This window comes from Bacillus toyonensis BCT-7112, from assembly GCF_000496285.1.
Taxonomy (GTDB): domain Bacteria; phylum Bacillota; class Bacilli; order Bacillales; family Bacillaceae_G; genus Bacillus_A; species Bacillus_A toyonensis.
In genome coordinates this window covers 4754123-4775668 of the sequence record NC_022781.1, presented here as the reverse complement: position 1 = coordinate 4775668, position 21546 = coordinate 4754123, and the positions used below count along the sequence as shown (strand labels likewise).

The following is a 21546-nucleotide window of genomic DNA, read 5'->3' as shown; positions in this document are numbered from 1 at the left end:
TTTTAGAGTTTTAATGAGTTCATCTCACAACTACTGTCCTCACTATTTTGGCTAATTATTGCGCCAAATTTAAATGTTCAATCATCATTACACGTTCATCATAACATGACATTTCATAAGCAAATTGTGAAATTATGAACAATGTTTGAATTATTGCATAAATCGATTTCTTAACTGAATTAAAGATGAGAGTTTATGAATATAAGTAGGTCGCATTTTTCTACAGGAAAATAAATCAACTACATTTAGAGATTATATAATCAAACGATCCACCAATATAAAAAAAGCTCTTCATTTGTAAGAGCTTTTTTATATTCGCTTCATCGAAATTGTTTCACGTATACTTTGTAAATTTTGTAGTGTTTCCTCTTGTCGTTGCAACGACAATCCTACATACAAAGTATCTAATAAACTTAGCTGCGCTAAGCGTGATGAACTTGCTTCCGTACGAAATTCTGTTTCACGTGTTGAAGTATAAAGTGTTATATCAGCAAGTTGACTTAGTGCTGATTTCTGATAGCTCGTAATTGCAATAATGCAAGCTCCTCTTGCTTTTGCTACTTCTAACGCTTCCAATAATCCTTTATTACTACCAGAATGAGAAATTGCAATGATTACTGCTTCTTTTGTAAGTAAACCAGCACCCATAATTTGAAAATGAGAATCTGTATGAGCAATACAAGAAATACCCGTTCTCATAAATTTATGATATGCATCCATCGCAATAATTCCAGAGCCACCATTTCCGTAAAACTCAATTCGGTTCGCTTCTTGCAAAGCTCGTACAGCTTTCTCAAGTGCGGTGTCATTTAACAAATGTAATGTATCTTGCAGTCCTGTAATATGCGAATGAAAAACTTTTTTAGCAACTGTTACCATACTATCTTCTGCTGATACTTCTTCATGAATATTTTGCATCGGTGTATGTACAATTTCACGAGCTAATGTAATTTTCAAATCTTGAAACCCTTGCAAACCAAGGTGTTTACATAAGCGGAATATCGTAGCTTCGGAACTATTCGTAACTTCTGCTAATTCAGTAATAGATTTATGTACAACATCTTGTGGATGTTTCAAAATATGTTCGGCAATACTTCGCAATTTCGGTGACAAACCGTTTAACGAAGCCTGAATTTTTCCAATCCCACTTCTTGTTCCAGGCATAGCATATCTTCCCCTTCCATTGTAGCTATATTGTACCTAATTATTGAAAGAAGAAAAACCTTTATTCGGTATCATACTATTATTTATTTGTTCCTATAAATGTTACCTTAACATATGACACACTTATAACTAGTTTCCCCCATACTTCACCGCATATAATGCAGCTTGTGTACGATCATCTACTTCCAATTTAGCTAAAACGTTTGAAACGTGCGTTTTCACAGTTTGTTCTGTAATGTGAAGCTCTGCTGCAATTTCCTTGTTGCTTCTTCCTTTCGCAATTTCGCGAAGTACCTCTTGCTCTCTTTTCGTTAACATTGAAAAAGGATTTTCTATTTCCTTCTTTACTGCGGAACGCCCCATTAATGCAGGTGTTACTTTCGGGTGAAAATTCGCATTTCCTTGATGTACTGCAATAATAGAAGCGACAAGTTGCTCAGGTTGTACTTCTTTTAATTGATAACCGTCTGCTCCAGCTTCAAGTGCTGGTATAACATAATCTTGCTCTGAAAAACTACTTAATATAAGTACCTTTATCGTCTCATCGTATTGCTTTATACGTTTTGTTGCCTCAATTCCATCCATTTTCGGCATCGATACATCCATTAGCACGACATCCGGTTTTTCTTTTTGCACGAAATGTAATGCCTTTTCGCCATTTTCCGCTTCCCCAATAATTTCAAATTCTTCTCTCGTTTTCAAGAAGAATACAAGTCCTCTTCGAACGATATGATGATCCTCAACTAGTAGCAGTTTAATCTTCAACCTTATTCTCCCCTTCAAATCGGCAATTGAATTTCTATTTTTGTACCCTTTTTTAGCTCTGTTGTAATTTGAAACGATCCCTTCATTAACTGAATACGTTCCTTCATACTTTTCAGACCAAGTGCTGATCCCCTTACTTGTTCTTGTATAAATCCTATTCCATTGTCTTCTATGTAAAAATGTAACTGGTTATTTTCTATTTTTAAAAGAACATGTACCTTTTCACACGAAGCATGCTTTTTACAATTATGTAGCGCCTCTTGGCTAATACGCCATAAAACTTCTTCTATTTCATCCCCAATTGAAACCATCCCATCAATTCGAACTTCCACTTGAACTCCTAATAACTTCCCGTAATTTTGAATTGCTTCTGCTAATCCCTTCTCTAATCCTTCAGGTCTTAATTGCCAAATTAATAGCGTCATCTCTTGTAATGCTTCTTGTGATAATTCTCCAATATAACTTAACATCTCTTGCAGACCTCTATCTTGCGTCATATTCAGAGTGCCTTTCGCTGTTAGCATAATAGAAAATAACAATTGTTTTACTGAATCATGTAAATCACGAGCCAATCGATTTCTTTCCGCTACCACTACATATTTACGTTCTTTCTCCACTAATTGAATACGTTGTATTGTCGTTCCAATTTGAAATGCAATCGCTTCTAATAACGCTAACTCTTCCTCAGAAAAATGAGTCTTATGAGGTGCAGCCACATTTAATAGACCAAATTTCTCTGATCCGGACCTAAGCGGAATTGTCGCATGATGTGTAACATCTTCTGTTTCACCCCAATTACATTCAATCGCATCTTCTATTCGCTTACATTCAATAATATTTGTCGCTTTTTCTAATCTGCCATTCACAAAACGCTCTACACACCAACAGTCTCCTTCACACATCGGCTTCTTCTCTTGCCACGTAAGAGCTGGTGGTAAGTTTTCGTCTACAAGCATACGGTGCTTTCCACTTTCATCAATAAAAAATATCCACCCTGTTTGTAAATTCATAACTTGTAACAATGTATGTAAAACTTTTTCTAACATGTCCTGTAAATTCGTTGCTTCATTTAACAATTCCGCAATTTCTTTTAATGCTTCTAAACGATGTATCTCTTTTTCTTCAAAGTTCATTCTCATCACCAACTATCATTATAACATTAAGAAATTTCTAAATTCTACAAATAAAAAGAGCTGAATTCCTTCAGCTCTTTTTATTTATCAATCATTTTTTATTTTCCCTTTAAATTTTGACCGCGTAATTCTTAAACTGAACAACGCCAAGTAATGAAGTTACTTTTAAACCCTCTAAGACTCATCTACATCTATAAATCAGAATTCTAAATGTAAAGCTTTATTTAATTGTCTGACAAAAATTGTTCTCCACGGATATGCTGCAAACTTTCAGTAGTAACGAACATATTCGCTGCTGGCATTTGCACTTGATGTTTATGGAACATAGCCATTAATGCAAACCTTACTTGTCTAGAAGTTTCAAAATAATCTTCTGGTTTAATTAAACCTGTAATACAAAATTCATATCCAACATATTTAAGGTTAGGATTTAAGTCTGTAACACCAACATATTTAAATGGTTCAACAGCCTCATCCTCTACTCTATACAAACTTTGTTCCAAATTTTCATTGCATATCACACATACGTCTTCTAACAATTCCTTAACTCTTGTAGGGTCTTCCTGATAACTTACCGTGATGCGTTCAATTACTCGCATCCACCCTTTATTAAAATTTTGTATCGTTCTAATCTCTCCATGTGGTATGGTAAGTAGTTTTCCTGACCATTCACGTATTTGCATAAAACGAATACTAATTTCCTCAATAGTTCCTGAATTTGTTCCATTAAAAGTAACAAAATCGCCAACGCGAAACTCTTTGTCCGCTAATCTCGCAAAGCCTAATATGACATCTTTTAGCATCTGTTGCGCAGCAAAACCAATGACAACTCCCGCTATCCCTGCACCTGCAATGATACTTTTTATATCTACAAACTGACTAATTAAATAAATGATTAGACTGATGATAATGATATATCTAAAAATAGATCGAATGACACTTTGAATCGTCTGCTCTACCTCTTCATCAAAAAAGCTGGACTTTCTAAAAAACCAATCAATAATGCGATTAATAACAAACGAAATAATGATAAGAACTAAAGCAAATAGTAAAAATCTTAATAGTAAAAACTCCCTTACATAATTAAAAAACTCCTCCGTATACGCTAATATACTCATCTATCCACTTCCTTATTTTTTAAATTTTCATGTAGAGCTAATCTATTATAATTCCTTATTAATTATCTCAAAATTTTCTTTCGTAACTTTTCCCCTGACCTTTCATTTTACTTTCTTAACTATGTATTTGTATCCCTAGTACATCTTCAACAATATAACCCTTTCATTAATCTTTCAACTTCTGATGCCCTTTTCTATTTACTATAAATATACCCTTTTTAATAATCTAAAGGGAGATTACAATAGAAATTTTTATAAACAACTTTGTAATACTTACCTCATTTAAAGGAATACATTCACATAACACCGAATCATTCATTTGATACTTTTTTCACGGAGGTTACAATTAATGGGGTATATCGAAGAACTAAGAGAAATTGTTGGATCAAGACCACTCAATTTAGCAGGAGTTGCTGTAGCTGTTTTAAATGACCAAGGACAAATATTACTACAACAAAGACGAAATGGCATGTGGGGTGTTCCTGGAGGTTTTGTGGAACTTGGTGAATCCACAGAAGAAGCCGGAAGACGAGAAGTACTTGAAGAAACAGGTATTGAAATTGGTATACTTCAGTTAGTAAGTGTATTTTCAGGTAAAGAGTTTTTTGTGAAATTAGCGAACGGAGATGAATTTTATCCTATAACAATCGCTTACCTTTGCAAAGACATTAAAGGTGGCTTGCTAAAAGCTGACGGAGTTGAATCATTACATGTACAATTTTTTGATTTAAATGGGCTACCAGAAAACATTAGCCCGTTCATAAAAAAACTAATTGAGCAAAATGTCGTCTCAATTTAAACGTAAAAAGAGGCCTTTTCAAAGGCCTCTTTTTCACTTCACTTCTGCATGTAAACAAGATTTAAAATGTCCAAGTGCATATTCATGTCCTTGCGCATTAAAAGATGCAACTGCCTTTTCATATACAACAATTTTAAATCCTTTATTATAAGCATCTACTGCTGTATGAAGAACACAAATATCAGTGCACACCCCTACAAGATGAACTTCTTCTATTCCTCGTTCTCTCAACTTCATCTCTAGATCTGTTCCAGCAAATGCACTGTATCGCGTTTTATCCATATAATATACATTCGCATCATTTTTATATTTTTCGTATACATCTTGTAATTCACCGAATAAGTCTCTTCCATTTGTACCTGCTATATTATGAGGAGGGAACAACTTTACTTCTGGATGATATTCATCATTTTCTTCATGTTTGTCGATTGCAAACACTACATAATCTCCATTTTCAATATATTGCTTCGTTATATGTACAAGTTCCTTCTCAATTTCTTGACCTGGTTTCCCGCAAGTTAAAGCACCTTTTTCAGCTACAAAATCATATGTATAATCGATATTAATAAGAGCTCGTTTCATAACTACTATCTCTCCTTCTCCTGTTTCACAATAAACAATAGAAAATTTGTTATTACGACATCGTATGTACTATTCGACATTTCAAATGAAATACCTACATTTTTCTTGCAAAACTTAACTTAATCTAAGTTTATCATAAAACAGATATACTATGACAAAACATACTGTTCCTATTAGCATGTCATGGATTTGATAATTGAGTGTAACTTCAACCACCTCGTGTAAAGTAAACCAGATTATCGAAATTATCATACTAAGCAAGATAATACGAACAAATCGCTGCACACCTTCAACCTCTTACTCTTTCTTAGTAATAAAGAGTAATTTCTTACTATTCATACGTACTAGAAAGTGAAACAAATTATTCTCAACAACCCATTTATATCCAAATTAAAAAGTACACTACTACTTTAAGTAATGTACTTTTTATCCATAATTAAGATGCTGGCTTCGTTTCAAACGTCGCTTGATTAAAGCTAATGACTTTTCCTTTTGGGTCATTATTTTCAAACTGAGCTGCAGTAATCGTATGACTACCTGTCTCAAGTGTCTTTTCTTTTAATTGTACTGTTGTCTGTGTTGTACTAGTTACTTGATGTTTATCAGCAAATATTTGATCTACAAATACGAATGTTTCTTTATCGTTTTGAAAATTAGAAAGTTCTAATTCAACTTGCTGAATTAAAGTATCTTTTTTGATAAATACAGTCGGTGTGTTGCCGTTTTCAGAAGTACCATCTGGTGTAATGACTTTTACTATCCCTTCTCCAATTGGTACTGCCCCTTCAGGAAATACAACCATACTCTCCTCACTCGCATTTACAACTTGTTCTTCCTGATTTGACTGTGCATCCTCTTTTTCCTTTGGAGCACCACAGCCTACTAATAACAATACAGACAATCCAGCGATTATGAATTTCTTCAAAATTCATCCCCCCTGTAATTTCATTATAATTTATTATACAAAAATAACTTTGTAATTTTAAAACTATTTTTAACACTTTCATGAACAAATACTAGTAGCTTGCTCACGATTACTGTACCATACTTTCCTTAATAGAACATTAATTTTTTTAATGAAATAAATAGTAATTTTATCTTATTTATCATTTTAGCCCAACAAATTAATAACATACCTATCCAAAATAAAAAGACATTGTTATTTCAATGTCTTTTCTATATGGTGATTAAAAAATAAACGTTGTAATCTCATCTACTTCTTTTCTTGGAAGTTTCTTCGGTTTATCTTTCGGATAACCGAGTGAAATAACCATATTTATTTGTTTTTCGGTCTCAATTTGGAAATATTGTCTTAGTTCTTTTTGAGCTAACAATACAGGCCCTGTCATTGGACACGTACCAAGACCCTTCGCATGTGCAGCCAGCATTAAGTTTTGTGCCGCTAAACAGCTACTCTTAATTCCTTCCTCTTCCCACACTGCATCCGGAACGAAGGCAATTGGATCAAATATCTTTTCACGAAACTTTGATTCATAAGGTGTTGCCAAACATACGATTAATACTGGTGCCTCAGAGAAAGCTGTTGCATATGGCCCGAAAGAACGTGTAAGTAATTTCCCTGCTTTCTCTTCTCCATTTTCTGCTGCTTTTGCCGCAAGTTTATGTAATGCATCCCAAGTCATTTGTTCAATTTCTTTAATTTTCTCTCGATTCATAATGACTAAGAACTCCCACGTTTGCGAGTTCGTATCACTCGGTGCATAACGAGCGCAATCAATAATTTCTTTTATATCACTAGTAGATACTTCTTGTTCTGTAAACTTTCTAACACTTCTTCTTCCGTGGATTACCTCTTTAAAAGCTTCATAATTCATACATTAAATCCCCTTTTACAGCGTTTTCAAAACCTGTCCTATGTTTGAATTATATCATGAAAAAAAGCTGGGGGAATACCAGCTTTTTTCTTCATTATTAATTTGTCACTTTAAACAAACTAATACTTTCTTCATATGCAGATTGTAGTTTTTTCGTAATTGGTCCTCTTTCGCCGCTAGCAAACTGTTCATCGCCAATTTGAACAACCGGGAATATTTCGAGTGGTGTCGCTGTAAAAAAGCACTCATCCGCCTCATATACCTCTTGTAATGAAAATTCTCGTTCTTCTACTTCGATATGTAACTCTTTCGCTAATGTTATAACATAATAGCGAGTAATACCATGCAAAATAAAGTGATCAGCTGGATGTGTAATCAGTTTATCATTTTTTACTATGAAAAAATTAGAATGACATCCCTCTGTTACAACTCCATCTCGCACTAAAATCGCTTCTTGATATCCTTGTTCATTTATTTTATTTTTAATCATGATATTAGGAAGTAGATTTAATGATTTTATATGACAAAATTTCCATCTTATATCCTCCTCTATCGTTACTTTTATACCGACTTCCATCGTAGCGACTGGTCTTGGGAACGAAACAATATTTGCAAAATACGTTGGTTGAAGGTCTTTTTCATATACATGGTTTCTTGCTTGAGCACCTCTTGATATTTGTAAATATACATTACCATCTTCTTGAAATTGATTTTTTTCAATCATTTGATGTAGCTCTTCTACTAACTCTTCCTTTGTAAATGGTGCAATGAGTTTAATTTCTTCCATTGATTTAAAAAAACGCTCCAAATGTAAATCTAATAAATGTGGCTTCCCATCGTATAGTCTGAATACCTCATATATACCATCACCAAATTGGAAACCTCGCTCTTCTAATGCAACCATCGGCTGTTCTTTCTTCGTATTTACAATTCTCCCATTAAACAAAATCCAATCTTTATGAGTAGCTTTCATTCCTTCCCACTCCTTTATTACGTGATTGATTTTATTGTACAACTTAAAACGACTGAAAAAAAGGAATTTTCTGTATTTATATAAATAAAAAATGCATCACCTATTTAAAGTGATGCACTCAGCCATTCATTTATCCCGCTATTGACGGGCAGTAAAACTCTCACCTCAAGGTTAGGTGGGAGATAACGGCCCGTAATCGCCTGATTGGTTCAACTTTATTTCAGAAAATATTTTTCAATATCATCTAGCATTAGGTTTGCTGCTTTAATACCGCCTGCTGTATTCCAAATTACTTCATCTACTTGGAATACTTTATTATTTTTAGAGGCTTGTAGCTGCTTAAAGAGTGGGTCTTCTGTCCATTCTTTTGCTAACGTGTTTCCTTCATTCTTCTTATCGCCATCTTTATCAGATGTGAAATAGAATAAGTAGTCCCCGTCCATATTTGGAATTTGTTCTTTTGTAATTCCTTTTATCGCAAATTCATCTTTATCTTGTAATGGTGGTCGTTTAAATCCAATATCGTTTAAAACAACACCTGAGAATGAGTTCTTTTGATATATACGAACATCACCTGGAACGAAGCGAATAATAGAAACTTTAGAGCTTAATTTATCTCCTAGCTTCTCTTTCATTCCTTCAATACGCTTTTTATAATCTTCAATTGCCTTTTGACCTTCTTTTTCTTTATTTACAGCCTTTGTATAGAGCGTAAAGTTTTCCTTCCAATCTCCACGCAATGTTTCAGCGTATACAGTTGGCGCGATTTCTTTCAATTGTTCATATATTTTTTCATGACGCATTTTATTCCCGATAATTAAATCCGGCTTAAGCTTCATTACTGCCTCTAAATTAATATCACGCTCAGTTCCTACAACTTTCGTATCTTTTAACTCTTTCGCTAAATGAGGGTACCATTCATCACCCGCACGCGGTTTCGTAGTTCCAACTGGCGTTACTCCCACAGCTAGAAGAGCCTCTGCACCTTCATTTGTTAAAACAACAACTTTTTTAGGTGTACCATTTACTGTTGTTTCCCCCATTGCATGCTTTACAGTATAAGAATCTTTCGCTTTAGCTGATGGATCATTTTCTTTTTTTTCTTCTTTACTACACCCTGCGATTATAACCATAAGTATCATAATGCAGAACATAAACATTTTTTTAGTATGTAACATATGTCCTCCCTAGATGAAATCGATTATCATTAACAACTAAAGGTTAATGTATATTACATACATTGTCAATGTATATCAGAGAACTTTTTTAATATATACTATTTAGATTCTATCCGTTATTCAAATGTTTCTTTTTGAAACTATCTGTATAAGTATGTAAATAATGGCCGTTCTTAAAATGCGTATCTATGTTATATATAGATACGCATTCATATTACATTATAAATTTATTTCCTAATATCGATTATATTTAATATATGATGGATCATTATACACCCACTGATTTCCACCAAGGTTCAACCAACTGTTTTGATTAATAAATACTAAATAAGATTCTGGTTTATTTAATTTACGAATTACTGAAGAAGATGTTGATGGACCACTTCTTAAATTCACATTCGTTCCTTGTATATATGCGACACCGATTGCGCTACCATCACTATTGCTCGTCTTTACAAAATTAATGTAAGACGGGTCATAATACACCCACTGTCCGTTACCTAAGTCTAACCATCCGTTACTTTCTTGATATACGACATACGATTCTGGAGAGTTTAATTGGCGAATTACTGAAGATGATGTTGATGGGCCACTTCTTAAATTTACATTTTTCCCAAGTATATAAGCAATTCCCTTCGTTTGTGGTGTTGGCTGAGGGTTTGGAGGTTGTGGATTTGGAGGTTGTGGATTTGGAGGATTTGGATTCGGAGCTACTCCAAAAATAGCTGCTATTCCGTTTACATATGCTTGACATAGATCTTCAATAAATTGTGGGTTTTTCAATAAATTTGCATCAAACGTTGTATCAATAAAAGCAGTCTCAGTTAAAATTGCATCCATTGCAGTCTCTCTTAGTACTGCATAATTTGCTTTTTTTGCCCCTCGGTCACGAAGGCCGTATTTTGTTAATACAGGATTGACTGCTGCATGAATTTTTTGTTGCTTTGCATATGCGGAGCTACTGTTAGATAACCCATTATAAATATAACTTTCAAATCCAGTTCCACCGCCACTATTTATATGAAATGAGATAAAGTAATCTGCTCCAAAAGAATTAGCGATATTAGCACGTTCTGATAAAGAGATAAATACATCACTATCACGTGTCATTTTAATAGTAATTGGGTAGTTTGCAGATAGAATGTCTCGCACACGTCTCGCTATTTGAAGTGTTAAGTTTTTTTCTACTAAACCATTACCAACAGCACCAGAATCATATCCACCGTGACCTGCGTCTATTACAAGTTTCATATCACTGTCTCGTTCCTTTCTTTCGTGTAATAGGTTTACATTGCTACTCGTCCTATTTTATGTAAAATGTACAAGTTCCGTTACAATTACAAATAAAAAACCACCTTATGTAAGGCGGTTTCTATCATCTTGCTTTAACCAATTTAAAATAAATATATACGATTGATAGTGAATATAACGTATGCAAAATAAAATAAATAAAAGACCCATTCCAACACCGCTGTATAACAAACCGAACTTTAAAAAAATGTTCAAAAGTGGCGGGAAATTAGTAATATTTTGTACTGTAACAAGCATGCAAAACAAAATAAAAAACACAGGTACATATTGTAATTCGTACGGCTTTCTTTTCTTACTAGCTCTTTTCCGAATGAACTTATGGCTTAGTTCTGCCAAAATAAAACATCCTCCAATTAATACAAGACCAGAAGTCATTATCATGTATCCACCTGCCTTATATTTATTTTAGCACATTACTAATCATCGTTATATTTTCTTCACGTATGTTCCATCTTCTTCATTAAAGCCAAAGCTCTCTATGAAAGTTTTTGCTTGTTCTGTTAATTCCTTTTGTAACACTTTTATCTCTTTCACACCTCTTTGTTTCATCATCTCTTCAAATGTAAAATACGTATTTGTTCCATATCCGTAACTTTGATAATCAAAATGAATTATTAATTGAGATAAAACTACACTCTCTTCTTGAACACTGTAATCTATTACACCAATATATGTATCATCAACTTTTACGCAATACTGCACCTGTTTCTCACTTACATTATGCGAGCGGAACATTTCTTTAACAACGCTTTCATTTTCTACTGTTACTTTTTCAAACGCAATCATATGTTGTCCATCCTTTTACTATTATTGTATCAATAATACGTTCTATTTATGAAAAAAAACCTTAAGACCATATGCGGTCTTAAGGTTTTTCTTATTAAACTAAGCTATACGCACGTTTTGTTTCTTCGTGGAACTTATTCGTATCGTATTTATGCTCAACATAAATTTGGTGCCAAACCATAAACGCAAGTACAGTCCAAATTTTACGGCTATAATCGCCTTTATCTGCACAATGTGCTTCCAGTAAGTTTAATACATACTGTTTGTCGATTAAATGATCTGTTTTACTTTCGTTTATAATATTTATAGCCCAGTCATGCATTTCATCTTTTAACCAGTGACGAATTGGTACCGGGAATCCAAGTTTTTTACGATCTAACACGTGATCTGGAACGATTCCGCGTGCTGCTTCACGTAAAATAGCTTTCGTAGTTCCGTTAGCAATCTTTAATTCAGTTGGAATTTTAGATGCAACATCGAATACTTCTTTATCTAAGAACGGTACACGAAGTTCTAATGAGTTTGCCATTGTCATTTTATCAGCTTTTAATAAAATGTCACCACGTAACCACGTGAACATGTCAATGTACTGCATTTTACTTACATCATCATAATCTTTAATCTCGTTATACAATGGTTTCGTGATATCCATATAGTTAACACTTTCATTGTAGAACTTCATTAATTCCGCTTTCTCTTCTTCACGGAAGATTTTCGCGTTTCCATAGTAGCGCTCCTCAATTGGCGTACATCCACGCTCTAGGAAGCTCTTTCCTTTAAATCCTTCTTTAAGAGCACCGCTTAATGCTTTTAGAACGCTCTTACCTGGGCTAGGAATGTACGAGAACATTTTTAGTGAGTTTGGCTCACGGTAAATGTTATAACCACCAAATAGCTCGTCTGCGCCTTCCCCTGAAAGAACAACTGTTACATGTTTACGTGCTTCTTTTGCAACGAAGTACAATGGTACAGCTGCTGGATCTGCTAAAGGATCATCCATATGCCAAATAATTTTTGGGAACTCATCCATAAATTCTTTCGCTGAAATAAATACGTTATGGTTTTTAACGCCTAATTTCTCAGCAGTTTCTTTCGCAACATCAACTTCACTGAAACCACGTTGTTCAAAACCAACAGAGAACGTTAAAAGGTTCGGATTCATTTCTCTTGCGATAGAAGCGATAATAGATGAATCGATACCACCAGATAAGAATGAACCTACTGGTACATCACTTCGCATATGTACTTTTACTGAATCGTATAATACATCACGAATTGCTTGGATATGCTCTTCTTTCGTTGCGCTTGAAGCATTGAAATAAGGCTTCCAGTAGCGATGGATTTCCATCTCTTTACCGATTTCCTTTACGAAATAATGACCAGGCTCAATTTTATTAACATCAATTGTTAATGTTTCTGGTTCTGGACCATATTGGTACGTAAAGTAATGTTGTAGTGACGTTGGGTTTACCCCTTTGTCTTCCATTACATGCATAATACTTTTCTTCTCAGATGCGAAGAATGTAGTATCACCTTGTTGCGCGATATATAATGGTTTAATACCAAAGTGGTCACGTGCACCGAAAAGTTTCTTTTCTTCACGATCCCAAATCATAAATGCAAACATACCACGAAGATAGTCTACACATTTTTCTTTCATATGTGCATACAATGCAATGATAACTTCTGTATCAGATTGCGTTGCGAAAGTCGCACCTTTTTCAAGTAACATTTCGCGTAATTCTACATAATTGTAAATTTCACCATTAAAAATAATTACATATCGATCATTTTCATAAGTTAGCGGCTGATGTCCTGCCTCTAAGTCAATGATACTTAAACGGCGGAAGCCAAATTGTACATGTTCATCACGAAAATATCCTTCGTCATCTGGACCGCGGTGGAAAATCATCGTGTTCATATTTTCAAATTGATGTTTTTCTGTTTCTGAAAACTCTCTAGGGTTTTCACATAAACATCCTACAAAACCACACATACTTCTTACCCTCTTTCGGTTTTCATTCTGTTTCTATACTACTATATCAACCCTATTTATACTAGCATAATCAACTCAATATGGCGACCAAAAACTATAAAAAAATCACTCCATTTCACATTTTTAACATTTTTTTATGAAAACATGAAAATTAGGCAATCACCTTTCTCCGCTTTTGTCATATGATATTGCAAATTGATTTCTAGGAGGGAATACCATGAGTGAAGAAAAAAAAGATTCTTCTCGTCCACCGGTTCGCAATTATTTAAAGCAAATTGATGATTTTTTTGAGCAAACACCTCTTCGCAATGTAATCGCTGATTTGAATCATTTTTTCCAAAAAGGAAATCGTTTATTAACATTCCCTGTAGATTTATATGAAGTTGATGAAGAACTCGTTGTTACCGCTGAACTACCGGGTATACAAAAAGAGCAAATTCAAATTGAAATACAAACCGAATACTTAAAAGTCTCTGTAAAAGAAGAAATACTTGAAGAGGCAGAAGAACAAACATCTCATAACTATTATCGCCGAGAACGGTCTATTTCAGAAGCCGCAAGAATGATTAAATTGCCTTATTCCATTAATAAAAAAGCAGCGAAAGCTTCCTATCAAAATGGTGTGTTAGAAATTCGTGCACCGAAACTTCCACAACAGCATGACATTTTATCTATAGACTAATGTAAAAAAATAAGGGTGCTACGCACCCTTATTTTTAATCCACTAATCGCTTCATATCACGTATTATATCTTCGTACGGTGTATTACTAATACCGCTATACTTTTTCATTACTTTTCCATTTTGATCAATTAAATAAAATGATGTACCATGTATTACTTGACCGTTCTCTGGCTTATCTACAAGTGATTGGAAATTATCTTTTGAAAACTTTGTAATATCTTCTAACGAATAACCCGTCAATAAATTCCAATTACTAGTATCTTCTGTAAACTTTTGAATGAAAGCTTTCAGATTTTCTGGTTTATCAAGATCTGGATCTACACTAAACGAGACAAACTGAACGTCTAACTTCTCTTCCTTTGCCATCTTCTGTAATTTTGCCATATTAGCAGTCATTGGCGGACAAACTGTTTGACAGTTTGTGAACATAAAATCTGCAACCCATACTTTCCCTTTTAAATCTTTTGTACCAAATTGTTTTCCATCTTGATTTGTGAATTGGAAAGTTTCTAAATCCCAATTTAATGGTTTACGAAGCTTTGAGCCTGATCCACTACATCCAGCGAGTACAAATAGACAAAATACAACCATAAGACCAATTAGTTTTTGATAACGCTTCATTTATAAACCTCTTTTCTCTATCCTAAATTTAAATAGGTTATGCTCATCATAACAAAAGTTAACACTACGAGAAAATTGTTTACTGCATTTGTTCACGAAATCGTACGAATTTACGTATGATACTTCTTAATTTCAAGCGAATTACTAGACAAAATATGTTTTTTCACTATTATTTCTCTAAATCGTATTCGCAAAACAAAGCTCAATGTTAAAATTGTAAATACCTCTCCCTATTTTTTAACAATTAATTAAACATTAATCCATGTTATACACTGTATTCCTTAACAACATTTCGGTACAATACAACTACAACGATTTTAAATGAGGTGATGTTCATGGCAAAGCGCTATGAAAATATGGATAATGTCAGTACAAAAAAATCAATTCTTTCTTTTTTAAGATGGCGTAAAGAACGAAAGCTGAACAAAAAAGACTTTTCTTTTTTAGTAGAACAATCACCTGTTAAACAAAATGCATTTTTGCAAAGCAATGTTGAAAAAACGACAGTCACATGGGTGGGCCATTCTACTTTTCTTATCCAAACGAATGGACTTAATATATTAACAGATCCAGTATGGGCAAATAAATTAAAGTTAGTTCCGAGGCTTACTGAACCAGGTCTTACTATACAAGAACTACCTAAAATTGATATAGTCCTTATTTCACACGGTCATTATGATCATTTAGATTTTTCAACTCTTCGTCAGTTAAATGATGATGTTCTATATCTTGTACCTATCGGATTAAAAAAATTATTTACTCGTAAGAAATTTACGCATGTAGAAGAATATAAATGGTGGGAAAGTACGACGATTAATGAAGTTTCTTTTCACTTCGTACCTGCTCAGCACTGGACGAGAAGATCCTTATTTGACATGAATACATCTCACTGGGGTGGATGGATTATTGATAATGAAACGACTTTGGAAACCATTTATTTTTGTGGCGACAGCGGCTATTTCCAGGGTTTCAAAGAGATTGGAAAGCGCTTTTTAATTGATATTGCTCTTATGCCAATTGGCGCTTATGAACCAGAATGGTTTATGAAAGTATCTCATGTTTCCCCTGAAGAAGCAGTGCAAGCTTATTTAGATTTAAACGCGACACATTTTATTCCAATGCATTACGGAGCTTTTGCACTTGCTGATGAAACACCTCGCGAGGCAATAACAAAACTTCGAAGTAATTGGAATTTACGTATGTTACCGTGGGAACAACTGCATGTACTCTTTTTAGGCCAAACTTTTACTTATAATAGCGACACAAATAAAAAACAAGTACAAGAAAAAATCGAAACTTTACAAGTGTAATGTAACTACTTATTTTCTATATCCATCATATAATATAGAAAATCATAAAGGGTGTTTTCTATGAATGAATATTTACAGACTCGCTACATCATTAGCGGGAGCGCCTGTATAGCCCTTCTCATTTCTTACTTTCTATTCACATAAAGTGAAACTTTAATCAGTGGGGGTTGTTCATCATCCCCACTGATTATTAGCCTTCACCAATCGGGCATTTACGGACCGTTGATCTCACACCTAACTTCTTTGCTTTCGCTGAATTTTGAGGTGAGGGTCTTACTGTCCGTTAATGCGGGATAAAAAAGCTACTTGAAATATATTTTCAAGTAGCTTTTTTATTACTCTGCTAAATACATAAATCCAATTGCACCCGGACCTGTATGAGTACTAATAATAGGCGTTGTATAGAAAATTTCTGATTGAGTAAATCCACTCACTTTTTCCACAGCTGCTTTCATACTTTCAGCTAAAGGAATTGCTTTTGCATGCGGAATCGCAACAGCTTTTACAACTTTTCCTGCTGTATCTTGCTCAAATAACTTAGCTAACGTTTTTACAATTTGGCCTTGACTGCGCACTTTCGTTACAGGGTTATAAACACCGTCTTCAAGGCTAGCAATTGGCTTTATATTAAGTAGCGAACCGATAAACGCTTTTCCTTTACCGATACGTCCACCCTTCACTAAGTTTTCTAATGTATCTACCACTACATATAAACGAGTATTCTTTCTCACTTCATCTACACGTTTTAAAATTTCTTCTAGTGAGCGTCCTTCATTTGCCATTTTTGCAGATTCTATTACTTGATATGCTAAAGCATGTGTAATAAATTGTGAATCAACAACTGTTACTTTTGTATCAGTCATCGATGCAGCACTATTTGCAGTCGCAACAGTACCACTCATTCCACTTGTCATATGGATAGAAAGTACTTCACTTCCATCTTCACCTAGCTTGTCATACATTTCTACAAATGTACCCATAGCTGGTTGTGATGTTTTTGGTAGTTCCTCTGATTTAATCATTTCTTCAATAAACTCATCAGGTTGTAAATCAACGCGATCTAAATATGTTTGTCCATTTACAGAGATTGATAATGGTAGAACATGAATGTCATACTTCTCGATTACATCTTGTGATAAATCTGCCGTTGAATCTGTTACAATTTTAATTTTTTGCATACTATCCTTCTTCCCTTTCCAATACGCTCTCCTTGTTATTATACTAGCATTCCTAATGCTTTCAACAATTTCGAACGAAATTTCATCAAATTAATTATATTTTTATACCTAAAATAAAAAGACAGAGTATTCCTGACTCTGTCCTGCTCTAATTTATGCGTTTTTTTCAAGGGTATTTGTTTTATATACATTTAAATAATCATTCCACTTCAAACATTTTTGTAAATATTCACGGAAAGAATACGAAAATCTTGGGTGCTTTTGTTTTTGAATTTTTGCAATAAATAATTGAAGACGAGACTGAATTAGAAACGATAATGGATGCTGCGCCTGTAGGACAGGGATTTCGAATATTTTAATACAATCCCCTGTTGAATGAGTGAAATAAAAACTTTTCGTAATCACAATATCAATCCTCTTTTTCATTGGATTTTGAACTTCCTCTACTTTACGCTGTAACACGTTGTTTAAAGTGGAGACTCCTTTGAATACAAAAGTATCCTTAGATGATCCCTTTAGTCCTTATGGTTAGTAGATTTATTCTCTATTCATCTCCACCTAATCCATCCCCCGTCCTAATTATCACGTGAGACGGGAATCTCGTTATCCGTAAATTGCTTAATACATTCAGTATAAACTTATAAAGGTGCAAAGTTTGTCTAAATTTTGGAGATTCTATTATTTTTTTCTTCTTTATATTGTATACGTTTATAGCCATAGTATAACAAATAATTAAAAAAGTGCCTTTATAACGAGGCACTTTTCGACTGTATTTCTTCTTCCCTTTTCTTTTTTCGCTTACTAACAATCTTTGATAAGGCAATACTAATTTCATAAATACAAATAAGCGGTACCGCAACTAAACTATGAGATAAAAAATCTGGCGGTGATATACACGAGGCAATGATAATCAATGCTACGTAAGCATACCTTCTTATTTTTATTAGAAACTCCGCCGTAAGTATGCCAATACTCGTTAAAAACATTACCACTACAGGTAATTCAAAAATCACAGCAAATGGAACTGTTAAATTAAGTACAAAATGAAAATACTTTTCTGTCGTAAACATCGTATTAAACATTTCATTACCTATCGTAGTTAAAAAATGAAATAAAAACGGCATTACAATAAAATATCCAAAACTTAAACCTGCAATAAATAATATAGACAATACCGGTATATACATTACAGTCATCTTTTGTTCATTTGGATGTAAACCTGGTTTTACAAATAACCAAATTTGTATAGCAGCAAAAGGAATTGTACAAACGATAGCAAATACTGTAGCAATCGAGAAAAAAATCCACAATACATCACTTGGACCGAGAACAGTTAATTTCATTGGTAAATCTTTTACAAGCCAAAAATAAATATCCTTCGTAAAAGTAAATCCAATAATTAAAAATAATACAAAGGATAACACTGTATAAATTACTCGTTTGCGAAGCTCAACGATATGTTCTACTACACTCATTTCCCGATCTTCCATCTCGTTCACCACACTTTACTTATCCATTACGAGGAAAATCCATTACATTTTTTCTTTCTTTTCCTTCTCTTGAAATGCGTCATCAGTCAATTCTTTCGTTGATTTTTTGAATTCTTTTAACGTTTCCCCTAAAGCCTTTCCGATTTCCGGCAATTTTTTAGGCCCAAATAATATTAGTACAGCTACTAAGATTAAAATTAACCCTGGAAAGCCAATATTTGAAAACATTTCCCCATCCCCTTTATTAGTAGATTTCTTGTCCTACTATTGCATAATTTTATTTTGTCAAAAAAGTTTGAAAACGTCAACAAATCCATCGTCTTTTGTCAAAAAAATTCAAAAATATAATCAATTATACAAATTTCATTTTCTATTGCTCTTGTGTATGATATGGTAAGGGAAATGACATATTATTTTATGATAGTAGAAAGGATTTGCATTATGACTGAAAAAATGACACGAATGACACATTTTGTGAAAGAAGAAATTGCAAATGCAATAACACATGGTATCGGTGCCATTTTAAGCATCCCTGCCTTAATTATATTAATTATTCATGCGTCTAAACATGGTACTGCATCTGCTGTTGTTGCATTTACCGTTTATGGTGTAAGCATGTTCTTACTGTACTTGTTTTCAACGTTGCTACATAGCATTCACCATCCAAAAGTAGAAAAATTATTTACTATTTTAGATCACTCAGCCATCTATTTATTAATCGCTGGCACATATACTCCTTTTCTACTCATTACACTTCGTGGACCTTTAGGTTGGACGTTACTCGCAATTATATGGACACTTGCAATTGGCGGTATTGTCTTCAAAATTTTCTTTGTACGCCGTTTTATAAAAGCATCAACTTTATGTTACATCATTATGGGCTGGCTCATAATCGTTGCTATTAAACCACTTTACGAAAATCTAACTGGACATGGTTTTTCACTACTTTTAGCAGGTGGCATTTTATATTCAGTCGGGGCAATCTTCTTCCTTTGGGAAAAGCTACCTTTCAACCATGCCATTTGGCACCTCTTCGTTTTAGGCGGTAGTGCAATGATGTTCTTCTGTGTACTCTTTTACGTCTTACCTGCAGCGTAATAAAAAAGGTTTCAGCTTGATGAAAGCTGAAACCTTTTTTATTACTTATGTAATTGTGATGCGATAACATCCTGTGTATGCTTCGTTAATTCTTTAATATCCATATTCGCATACTCTTCAGGTGTAATCGGCTTAGAAATCGTTACTGTTGCATGAGCTCGTTTCATACGATTTCCATTCGCTTCAAACATTTTATATGTACCATCTAACGCTACAGGTAAGATTGCTACACCAGATTTTACTGCTAGGTGAAAACTACCAGCTTTAAACTCTCCAATTTCGCCACCCTTACTTCTCGTTCCTTCAGGGAAAATTACGATAGAATGTCCATTCTTTAATAGTTCAATTCCATCTTTAATCGCTTGAAGAGATTGACGACGATCATTACGAACCATAAATACACAATTCATAAGTTCCATCCAAGTTGGTACAACTGGAAACTTCTTAATCTCTGCCTTTGAAACGAATCCAATTGGTTTATTTAAGTAACCTAGTAAAACAGGAATATCCATATTACTTTGATGATTACTTACAACTAGTACCGGCTTGTCTTTCGGAACATTTTCAAGCCCTTTTACTTCTACTGCCCCACCAGCAACACGTACCATTTTTTTACCAAACCAATTTGTCGTTTTATACACAGCATTATCTTTTTCTTGCGGTGACATCGTATTTACTTGTTTTTTAAGACGCCACATTCTCGGTGTAATCGCAATTACAATTAAAATTAAATAAAAGATTTTAAAAAAAGTTTGAATCATACAGAACCCCCACCTATTATCATTCCGACCTTCATTATACTAGACAAACGAAGGAAAAAGAAGAAAAAATGTCCAAACAACAAGTGTTTGGACATTTTTAAGTATTCTATATTAGAAACGTTTTGCTAATTCACGTGCGTTAGCAATTGCTGCTTCTTTAATTTCTTGTGCTTTTTCAGGATTAGCATTCATACCTTCAACTGCAATATATTCAGTTTCATTTACACCGATGAATCCTAATACTGTTTTCAAGTGATTACGACCGAAGTCTACAGCTGCGTATGCTCCTTCAGAATAAACGCCACCTGTTGCTTGAATGTGAAGTGCTTTTTTGCCTTCTAATAAGCCAACTGGACCATTTTCAGTATATTTGAATGTTTTACCTGCGATTGCTAAGTTATCTAAGTATGCTTTTACTACTGGTGGATAGCTAAAGTTCCACATTGGAGTTACGAATACATAACGATCTGCATGCATAAATGTTTCTAAGTTTGTGTTCATTGCTGCAACTTTTTGTTGTTGAACTCCTGTTAAAGTTTCAAAGCCTTCACCTGCTGCAAATTTACCCCAAGCAGCAAATACATCTGCATCAATTGCTGGTACAGTCGTATTGAATAAATCAACTGTTACAACTTCGTCTTGTGGATGCTCGTTTTTATAAGCTTCGATGAAAGCTTCTCCTACTGCCATTCCGAAAGAACCTTCTGCTGAATTTGGATTTGCTGTGATAAATAGTACTTTTGTCATTGTATTCTCTCCCTTTAA

The 21546-nt window shown here is 34.0% G+C and carries 24 protein-coding genes; 4 read left to right on the top strand and 20 right to left on the bottom strand.

The window, feature by feature from the left end:
* Positions 1 to 309: 309 nt before the first annotated feature.
* From BTOYO_RS24385 to BTOYO_RS24370, 4 genes are all read right to left on the bottom strand, one after another.
* Positions 310 to 1164 (bottom strand): MurR/RpiR family transcriptional regulator, encoded by an 855-nt coding sequence (locus BTOYO_RS24385; RefSeq protein WP_001119636.1) that lies wholly within the window; start codon positions 1162 to 1164, stop codon positions 310 to 312.
* A gap of 129 nt (positions 1165 to 1293) precedes the next feature.
* On the bottom strand, positions 1294 to 1929 hold the full coding sequence (casR, locus tag BTOYO_RS24380; RefSeq protein WP_000694638.1) for a two-component system response regulator CasR: 636 nt from the start codon (positions 1927 to 1929) through the stop codon (positions 1294 to 1296).
* 14 nt (positions 1930 to 1943) lie between these two features.
* Positions 1944 to 3062 (bottom strand): two-component system sensor histidine kinase CasK, encoded by a 1119-nt coding sequence (gene casK, locus BTOYO_RS24375; protein WP_001008436.1) that lies wholly within the window; start codon positions 3060 to 3062, stop codon positions 1944 to 1946.
* Positions 3063 to 3286: 224 nt separating this feature from the next.
* Positions 3287 to 4180, bottom strand: a complete 894-nt coding sequence (locus BTOYO_RS24370; RefSeq protein WP_000025244.1) for a mechanosensitive ion channel family protein — start codon at positions 4178 to 4180, stop codon at positions 3287 to 3289.
* A 349-nt stretch (positions 4181 to 4529) separates the two neighbouring features.
* Between BTOYO_RS24370 and BTOYO_RS24365 the strand changes: the two genes are divergently transcribed.
* A complete protein-coding gene (locus BTOYO_RS24365; RefSeq protein ID WP_000540499.1) occupies positions 4530 to 4979 on the top strand; it encodes an NUDIX hydrolase in 450 nt (149 codons plus the stop codon).
* A 33-nt stretch (positions 4980 to 5012) separates the two neighbouring features.
* On the opposite strand, the gene BTOYO_RS24360 is transcribed toward BTOYO_RS24365, so the two are convergent.
* The 9 genes from BTOYO_RS24360 to asnB all read right to left on the bottom strand — a co-directional run bounded on the left by BTOYO_RS24360 (position 5013) and on the right by asnB (position 13640).
* Positions 5013 to 5561, bottom strand: a complete 549-nt coding sequence (locus BTOYO_RS24360; RefSeq protein ID WP_000816780.1) for a cysteine hydrolase family protein — start codon at positions 5559 to 5561, stop codon at positions 5013 to 5015.
* Between the two features lie 436 nt (positions 5562 to 5997).
* Complete coding sequence (locus BTOYO_RS24355; protein ID WP_000713449.1) at positions 5998 to 6486, bottom strand: putative periplasmic lipoprotein; 489 nt, start codon at positions 6484 to 6486, stop codon at positions 5998 to 6000.
* A 262-nt stretch (positions 6487 to 6748) separates the two neighbouring features.
* Entirely contained in the window at positions 6749 to 7396 is a 648-nt protein-coding gene (locus tag BTOYO_RS24350; RefSeq protein WP_001105130.1) for a nitroreductase family protein, read from the bottom strand.
* Positions 7397 to 7493: 97 nt separating this feature from the next.
* Positions 7494 to 8369, bottom strand: coding sequence for a D-amino-acid transaminase (gene dat / locus BTOYO_RS24345; protein WP_000648382.1), 876 nt, complete (start codon positions 8367 to 8369; stop codon positions 7494 to 7496).
* Positions 8370 to 8584: 215 nt separating this feature from the next.
* Complete coding sequence (locus tag BTOYO_RS24340; protein WP_000903334.1) at positions 8585 to 9547, bottom strand: ABC transporter substrate-binding protein; 963 nt, start codon at positions 9545 to 9547, stop codon at positions 8585 to 8587.
* A gap of 234 nt (positions 9548 to 9781) precedes the next feature.
* Complete coding sequence (locus BTOYO_RS24335) at positions 9782 to 10798, bottom strand: N-acetylmuramoyl-L-alanine amidase (RefSeq protein WP_000779880.1); 1017 nt, start codon at positions 10796 to 10798, stop codon at positions 9782 to 9784.
* Positions 10799 to 10903: 105 nt separating this feature from the next.
* Positions 10904 to 11233, bottom strand: a complete 330-nt coding sequence (locus BTOYO_RS24330) for a hypothetical protein (protein WP_000200454.1) — start codon at positions 11231 to 11233, stop codon at positions 10904 to 10906.
* 51 nt (positions 11234 to 11284) lie between these two features.
* Positions 11285 to 11644, bottom strand: coding sequence for a GNAT family N-acetyltransferase (locus BTOYO_RS24325; RefSeq protein WP_000559960.1), 360 nt, complete (start codon positions 11642 to 11644; stop codon positions 11285 to 11287).
* Positions 11645 to 11738: 94 nt separating this feature from the next.
* Complete coding sequence (gene asnB, locus BTOYO_RS24320) at positions 11739 to 13640, bottom strand: asparagine synthase (glutamine-hydrolyzing) (protein ID WP_000333815.1); 1902 nt, start codon at positions 13638 to 13640, stop codon at positions 11739 to 11741.
* A 217-nt stretch (positions 13641 to 13857) separates the two neighbouring features.
* Between asnB and BTOYO_RS24315 the strand changes: the two genes are divergently transcribed.
* Entirely contained in the window at positions 13858 to 14322 is a 465-nt protein-coding gene (locus BTOYO_RS24315) for an Hsp20/alpha crystallin family protein (RefSeq protein WP_001288081.1), read from the top strand.
* 34 nt (positions 14323 to 14356) lie between these two features.
* Here BTOYO_RS24315 and BTOYO_RS24310 read toward each other — a convergent pair whose 3' ends face one another.
* Positions 14357 to 14944, bottom strand: a complete 588-nt coding sequence (locus tag BTOYO_RS24310) for an SCO family protein (protein WP_000833349.1) — start codon at positions 14942 to 14944, stop codon at positions 14357 to 14359.
* A gap of 335 nt (positions 14945 to 15279) precedes the next feature.
* On the opposite strand from BTOYO_RS24310, the gene BTOYO_RS24305 reads away from it, so the two are divergent.
* Positions 15280 to 16254: an MBL fold metallo-hydrolase gene (locus BTOYO_RS24305; RefSeq protein ID WP_001129605.1), complete on the top strand. Its 975-nt coding sequence runs from the start codon at positions 15280 to 15282 to the stop codon at positions 16252 to 16254.
* Positions 16255 to 16589: 335 nt separating this feature from the next.
* Here the strand turns inward: BTOYO_RS24305 and BTOYO_RS24300 are convergent, their stop codons facing one another.
* The 4 genes from BTOYO_RS24300 to BTOYO_RS24285 all read right to left on the bottom strand — a co-directional run bounded on the left by BTOYO_RS24300 (position 16590) and on the right by BTOYO_RS24285 (position 19150).
* Positions 16590 to 17432 (bottom strand): DegV family protein, encoded by an 843-nt coding sequence (locus BTOYO_RS24300; RefSeq protein WP_001169476.1) that lies wholly within the window; start codon positions 17430 to 17432, stop codon positions 16590 to 16592.
* A 153-nt stretch (positions 17433 to 17585) separates the two neighbouring features.
* Positions 17586 to 17837, bottom strand: a complete 252-nt coding sequence (locus BTOYO_RS24295) for a DUF2535 family protein (protein ID WP_000629011.1) — start codon at positions 17835 to 17837, stop codon at positions 17586 to 17588.
* Between the two features lie 341 nt (positions 17838 to 18178).
* Positions 18179 to 18922 (bottom strand): twin-arginine translocase subunit TatC, encoded by a 744-nt coding sequence (gene tatC, locus BTOYO_RS24290; RefSeq protein WP_000390131.1) that lies wholly within the window; start codon positions 18920 to 18922, stop codon positions 18179 to 18181.
* A gap of 42 nt (positions 18923 to 18964) precedes the next feature.
* Entirely contained in the window at positions 18965 to 19150 is a 186-nt protein-coding gene (locus BTOYO_RS24285) for a twin-arginine translocase TatA/TatE family subunit (protein WP_000492443.1), read from the bottom strand.
* 213 nt (positions 19151 to 19363) lie between these two features.
* Here BTOYO_RS24285 and trhA point away from each other — a divergent pair, with 213 nt between their 5' ends.
* Complete coding sequence (gene trhA, locus BTOYO_RS24280) at positions 19364 to 20020, top strand: PAQR family membrane homeostasis protein TrhA (protein ID WP_000136879.1); 657 nt, start codon at positions 19364 to 19366, stop codon at positions 20018 to 20020.
* A 41-nt stretch (positions 20021 to 20061) separates the two neighbouring features.
* On the opposite strand, the gene BTOYO_RS24275 is transcribed toward trhA, so the two are convergent.
* Both BTOYO_RS24275 and BTOYO_RS24270 read right to left on the bottom strand, forming a co-directional pair.
* On the bottom strand, positions 20062 to 20781 hold the full coding sequence (locus BTOYO_RS24275) for a lysophospholipid acyltransferase family protein (protein WP_000616563.1): 720 nt from the start codon (positions 20779 to 20781) through the stop codon (positions 20062 to 20064).
* Between the two features lie 111 nt (positions 20782 to 20892).
* Positions 20893 to 21528 carry an FMN-dependent NADH-azoreductase gene (locus BTOYO_RS24270; protein ID WP_000170039.1) on the bottom strand — a complete coding sequence of 212 codons (636 nt, stop codon included), beginning with the start codon at positions 21526 to 21528 and terminating at the stop codon, positions 20893 to 20895.
* Positions 21529 to 21546 lie beyond the last annotated feature (18 nt).

Bases quoted from the DNA above. Each gene is read 5' to 3' on its own strand.
- BTOYO_RS24385 (WP_001119636.1), bottom strand. From the start codon at position 1,164: ATGCCTGGAACAAGAAGTGGGATTGGAAAAATTCAGGCTTCGTTAAAC.
- casK (WP_001008436.1), bottom strand. From the start codon at position 3,062: ATGAACTTTGAAGAAAAAGAGATACATCGTTTAGAAGCATTAAAAGAA.
- BTOYO_RS24370 (WP_000025244.1), bottom strand. From the start codon at position 4,180: ATGAGTATATTAGCGTATACGGAGGAGTTTTTTAATTATGTAAGGGAG.
- BTOYO_RS24365 (WP_000540499.1), top strand. From the start codon at position 4,530: ATGGGGTATATCGAAGAACTAAGAGAAATTGTTGGATCAAGACCACTC.
- BTOYO_RS24360 (WP_000816780.1), bottom strand. From the start codon at position 5,561: ATGAAACGAGCTCTTATTAATATCGATTATACATATGATTTTGTAGCT.
- BTOYO_RS24350 (WP_001105130.1), bottom strand. From the start codon at position 7,396: ATGAATTATGAAGCTTTTAAAGAGGTAATCCACGGAAGAAGAAGTGTT.
- dat (WP_000648382.1), bottom strand. From the start codon at position 8,369: ATGAAAGCTACTCATAAAGATTGGATTTTGTTTAATGGGAGAATTGTA.
- BTOYO_RS24340 (WP_000903334.1), bottom strand. From the start codon at position 9,547: ATGTTACATACTAAAAAAATGTTTATGTTCTGCATTATGATACTTATG.
- BTOYO_RS24335 (WP_000779880.1), bottom strand. From the start codon at position 10,798: ATGAAACTTGTAATAGACGCAGGTCACGGTGGATATGATTCTGGTGCT.
- BTOYO_RS24330 (WP_000200454.1), bottom strand. From the start codon at position 11,233: ATGACTTCTGGTCTTGTATTAATTGGAGGATGTTTTATTTTGGCAGAA.
- BTOYO_RS24325 (WP_000559960.1), bottom strand. From the start codon at position 11,644: ATGATTGCGTTTGAAAAAGTAACAGTAGAAAATGAAAGCGTTGTTAAA.
- asnB (WP_000333815.1), bottom strand. From the start codon at position 13,640: ATGTGTGGTTTTGTAGGATGTTTATGTGAAAACCCTAGAGAGTTTTCA.
- BTOYO_RS24315 (WP_001288081.1), top strand. From the start codon at position 13,858: ATGAGTGAAGAAAAAAAAGATTCTTCTCGTCCACCGGTTCGCAATTAT.
- BTOYO_RS24310 (WP_000833349.1), bottom strand. From the start codon at position 14,944: ATGAAGCGTTATCAAAAACTAATTGGTCTTATGGTTGTATTTTGTCTA.
- BTOYO_RS24305 (WP_001129605.1), top strand. From the start codon at position 15,280: ATGGCAAAGCGCTATGAAAATATGGATAATGTCAGTACAAAAAAATCA.
- BTOYO_RS24300 (WP_001169476.1), bottom strand. From the start codon at position 17,432: ATGCAAAAAATTAAAATTGTAACAGATTCAACGGCAGATTTATCACAA.
- tatC (WP_000390131.1), bottom strand. From the start codon at position 18,922: ATGGAAGATCGGGAAATGAGTGTAGTAGAACATATCGTTGAGCTTCGC.
- BTOYO_RS24285 (WP_000492443.1), bottom strand. From the start codon at position 19,150: ATGTTTTCAAATATTGGCTTTCCAGGGTTAATTTTAATCTTAGTAGCT.
- trhA (WP_000136879.1), top strand. From the start codon at position 19,364: ATGACTGAAAAAATGACACGAATGACACATTTTGTGAAAGAAGAAATT.
- BTOYO_RS24275 (WP_000616563.1), bottom strand. From the start codon at position 20,781: ATGATTCAAACTTTTTTTAAAATCTTTTATTTAATTTTAATTGTAATT.
- BTOYO_RS24270 (WP_000170039.1), bottom strand. From the start codon at position 21,528: ATGACAAAAGTACTATTTATCACAGCAAATCCAAATTCAGCAGAAGGT.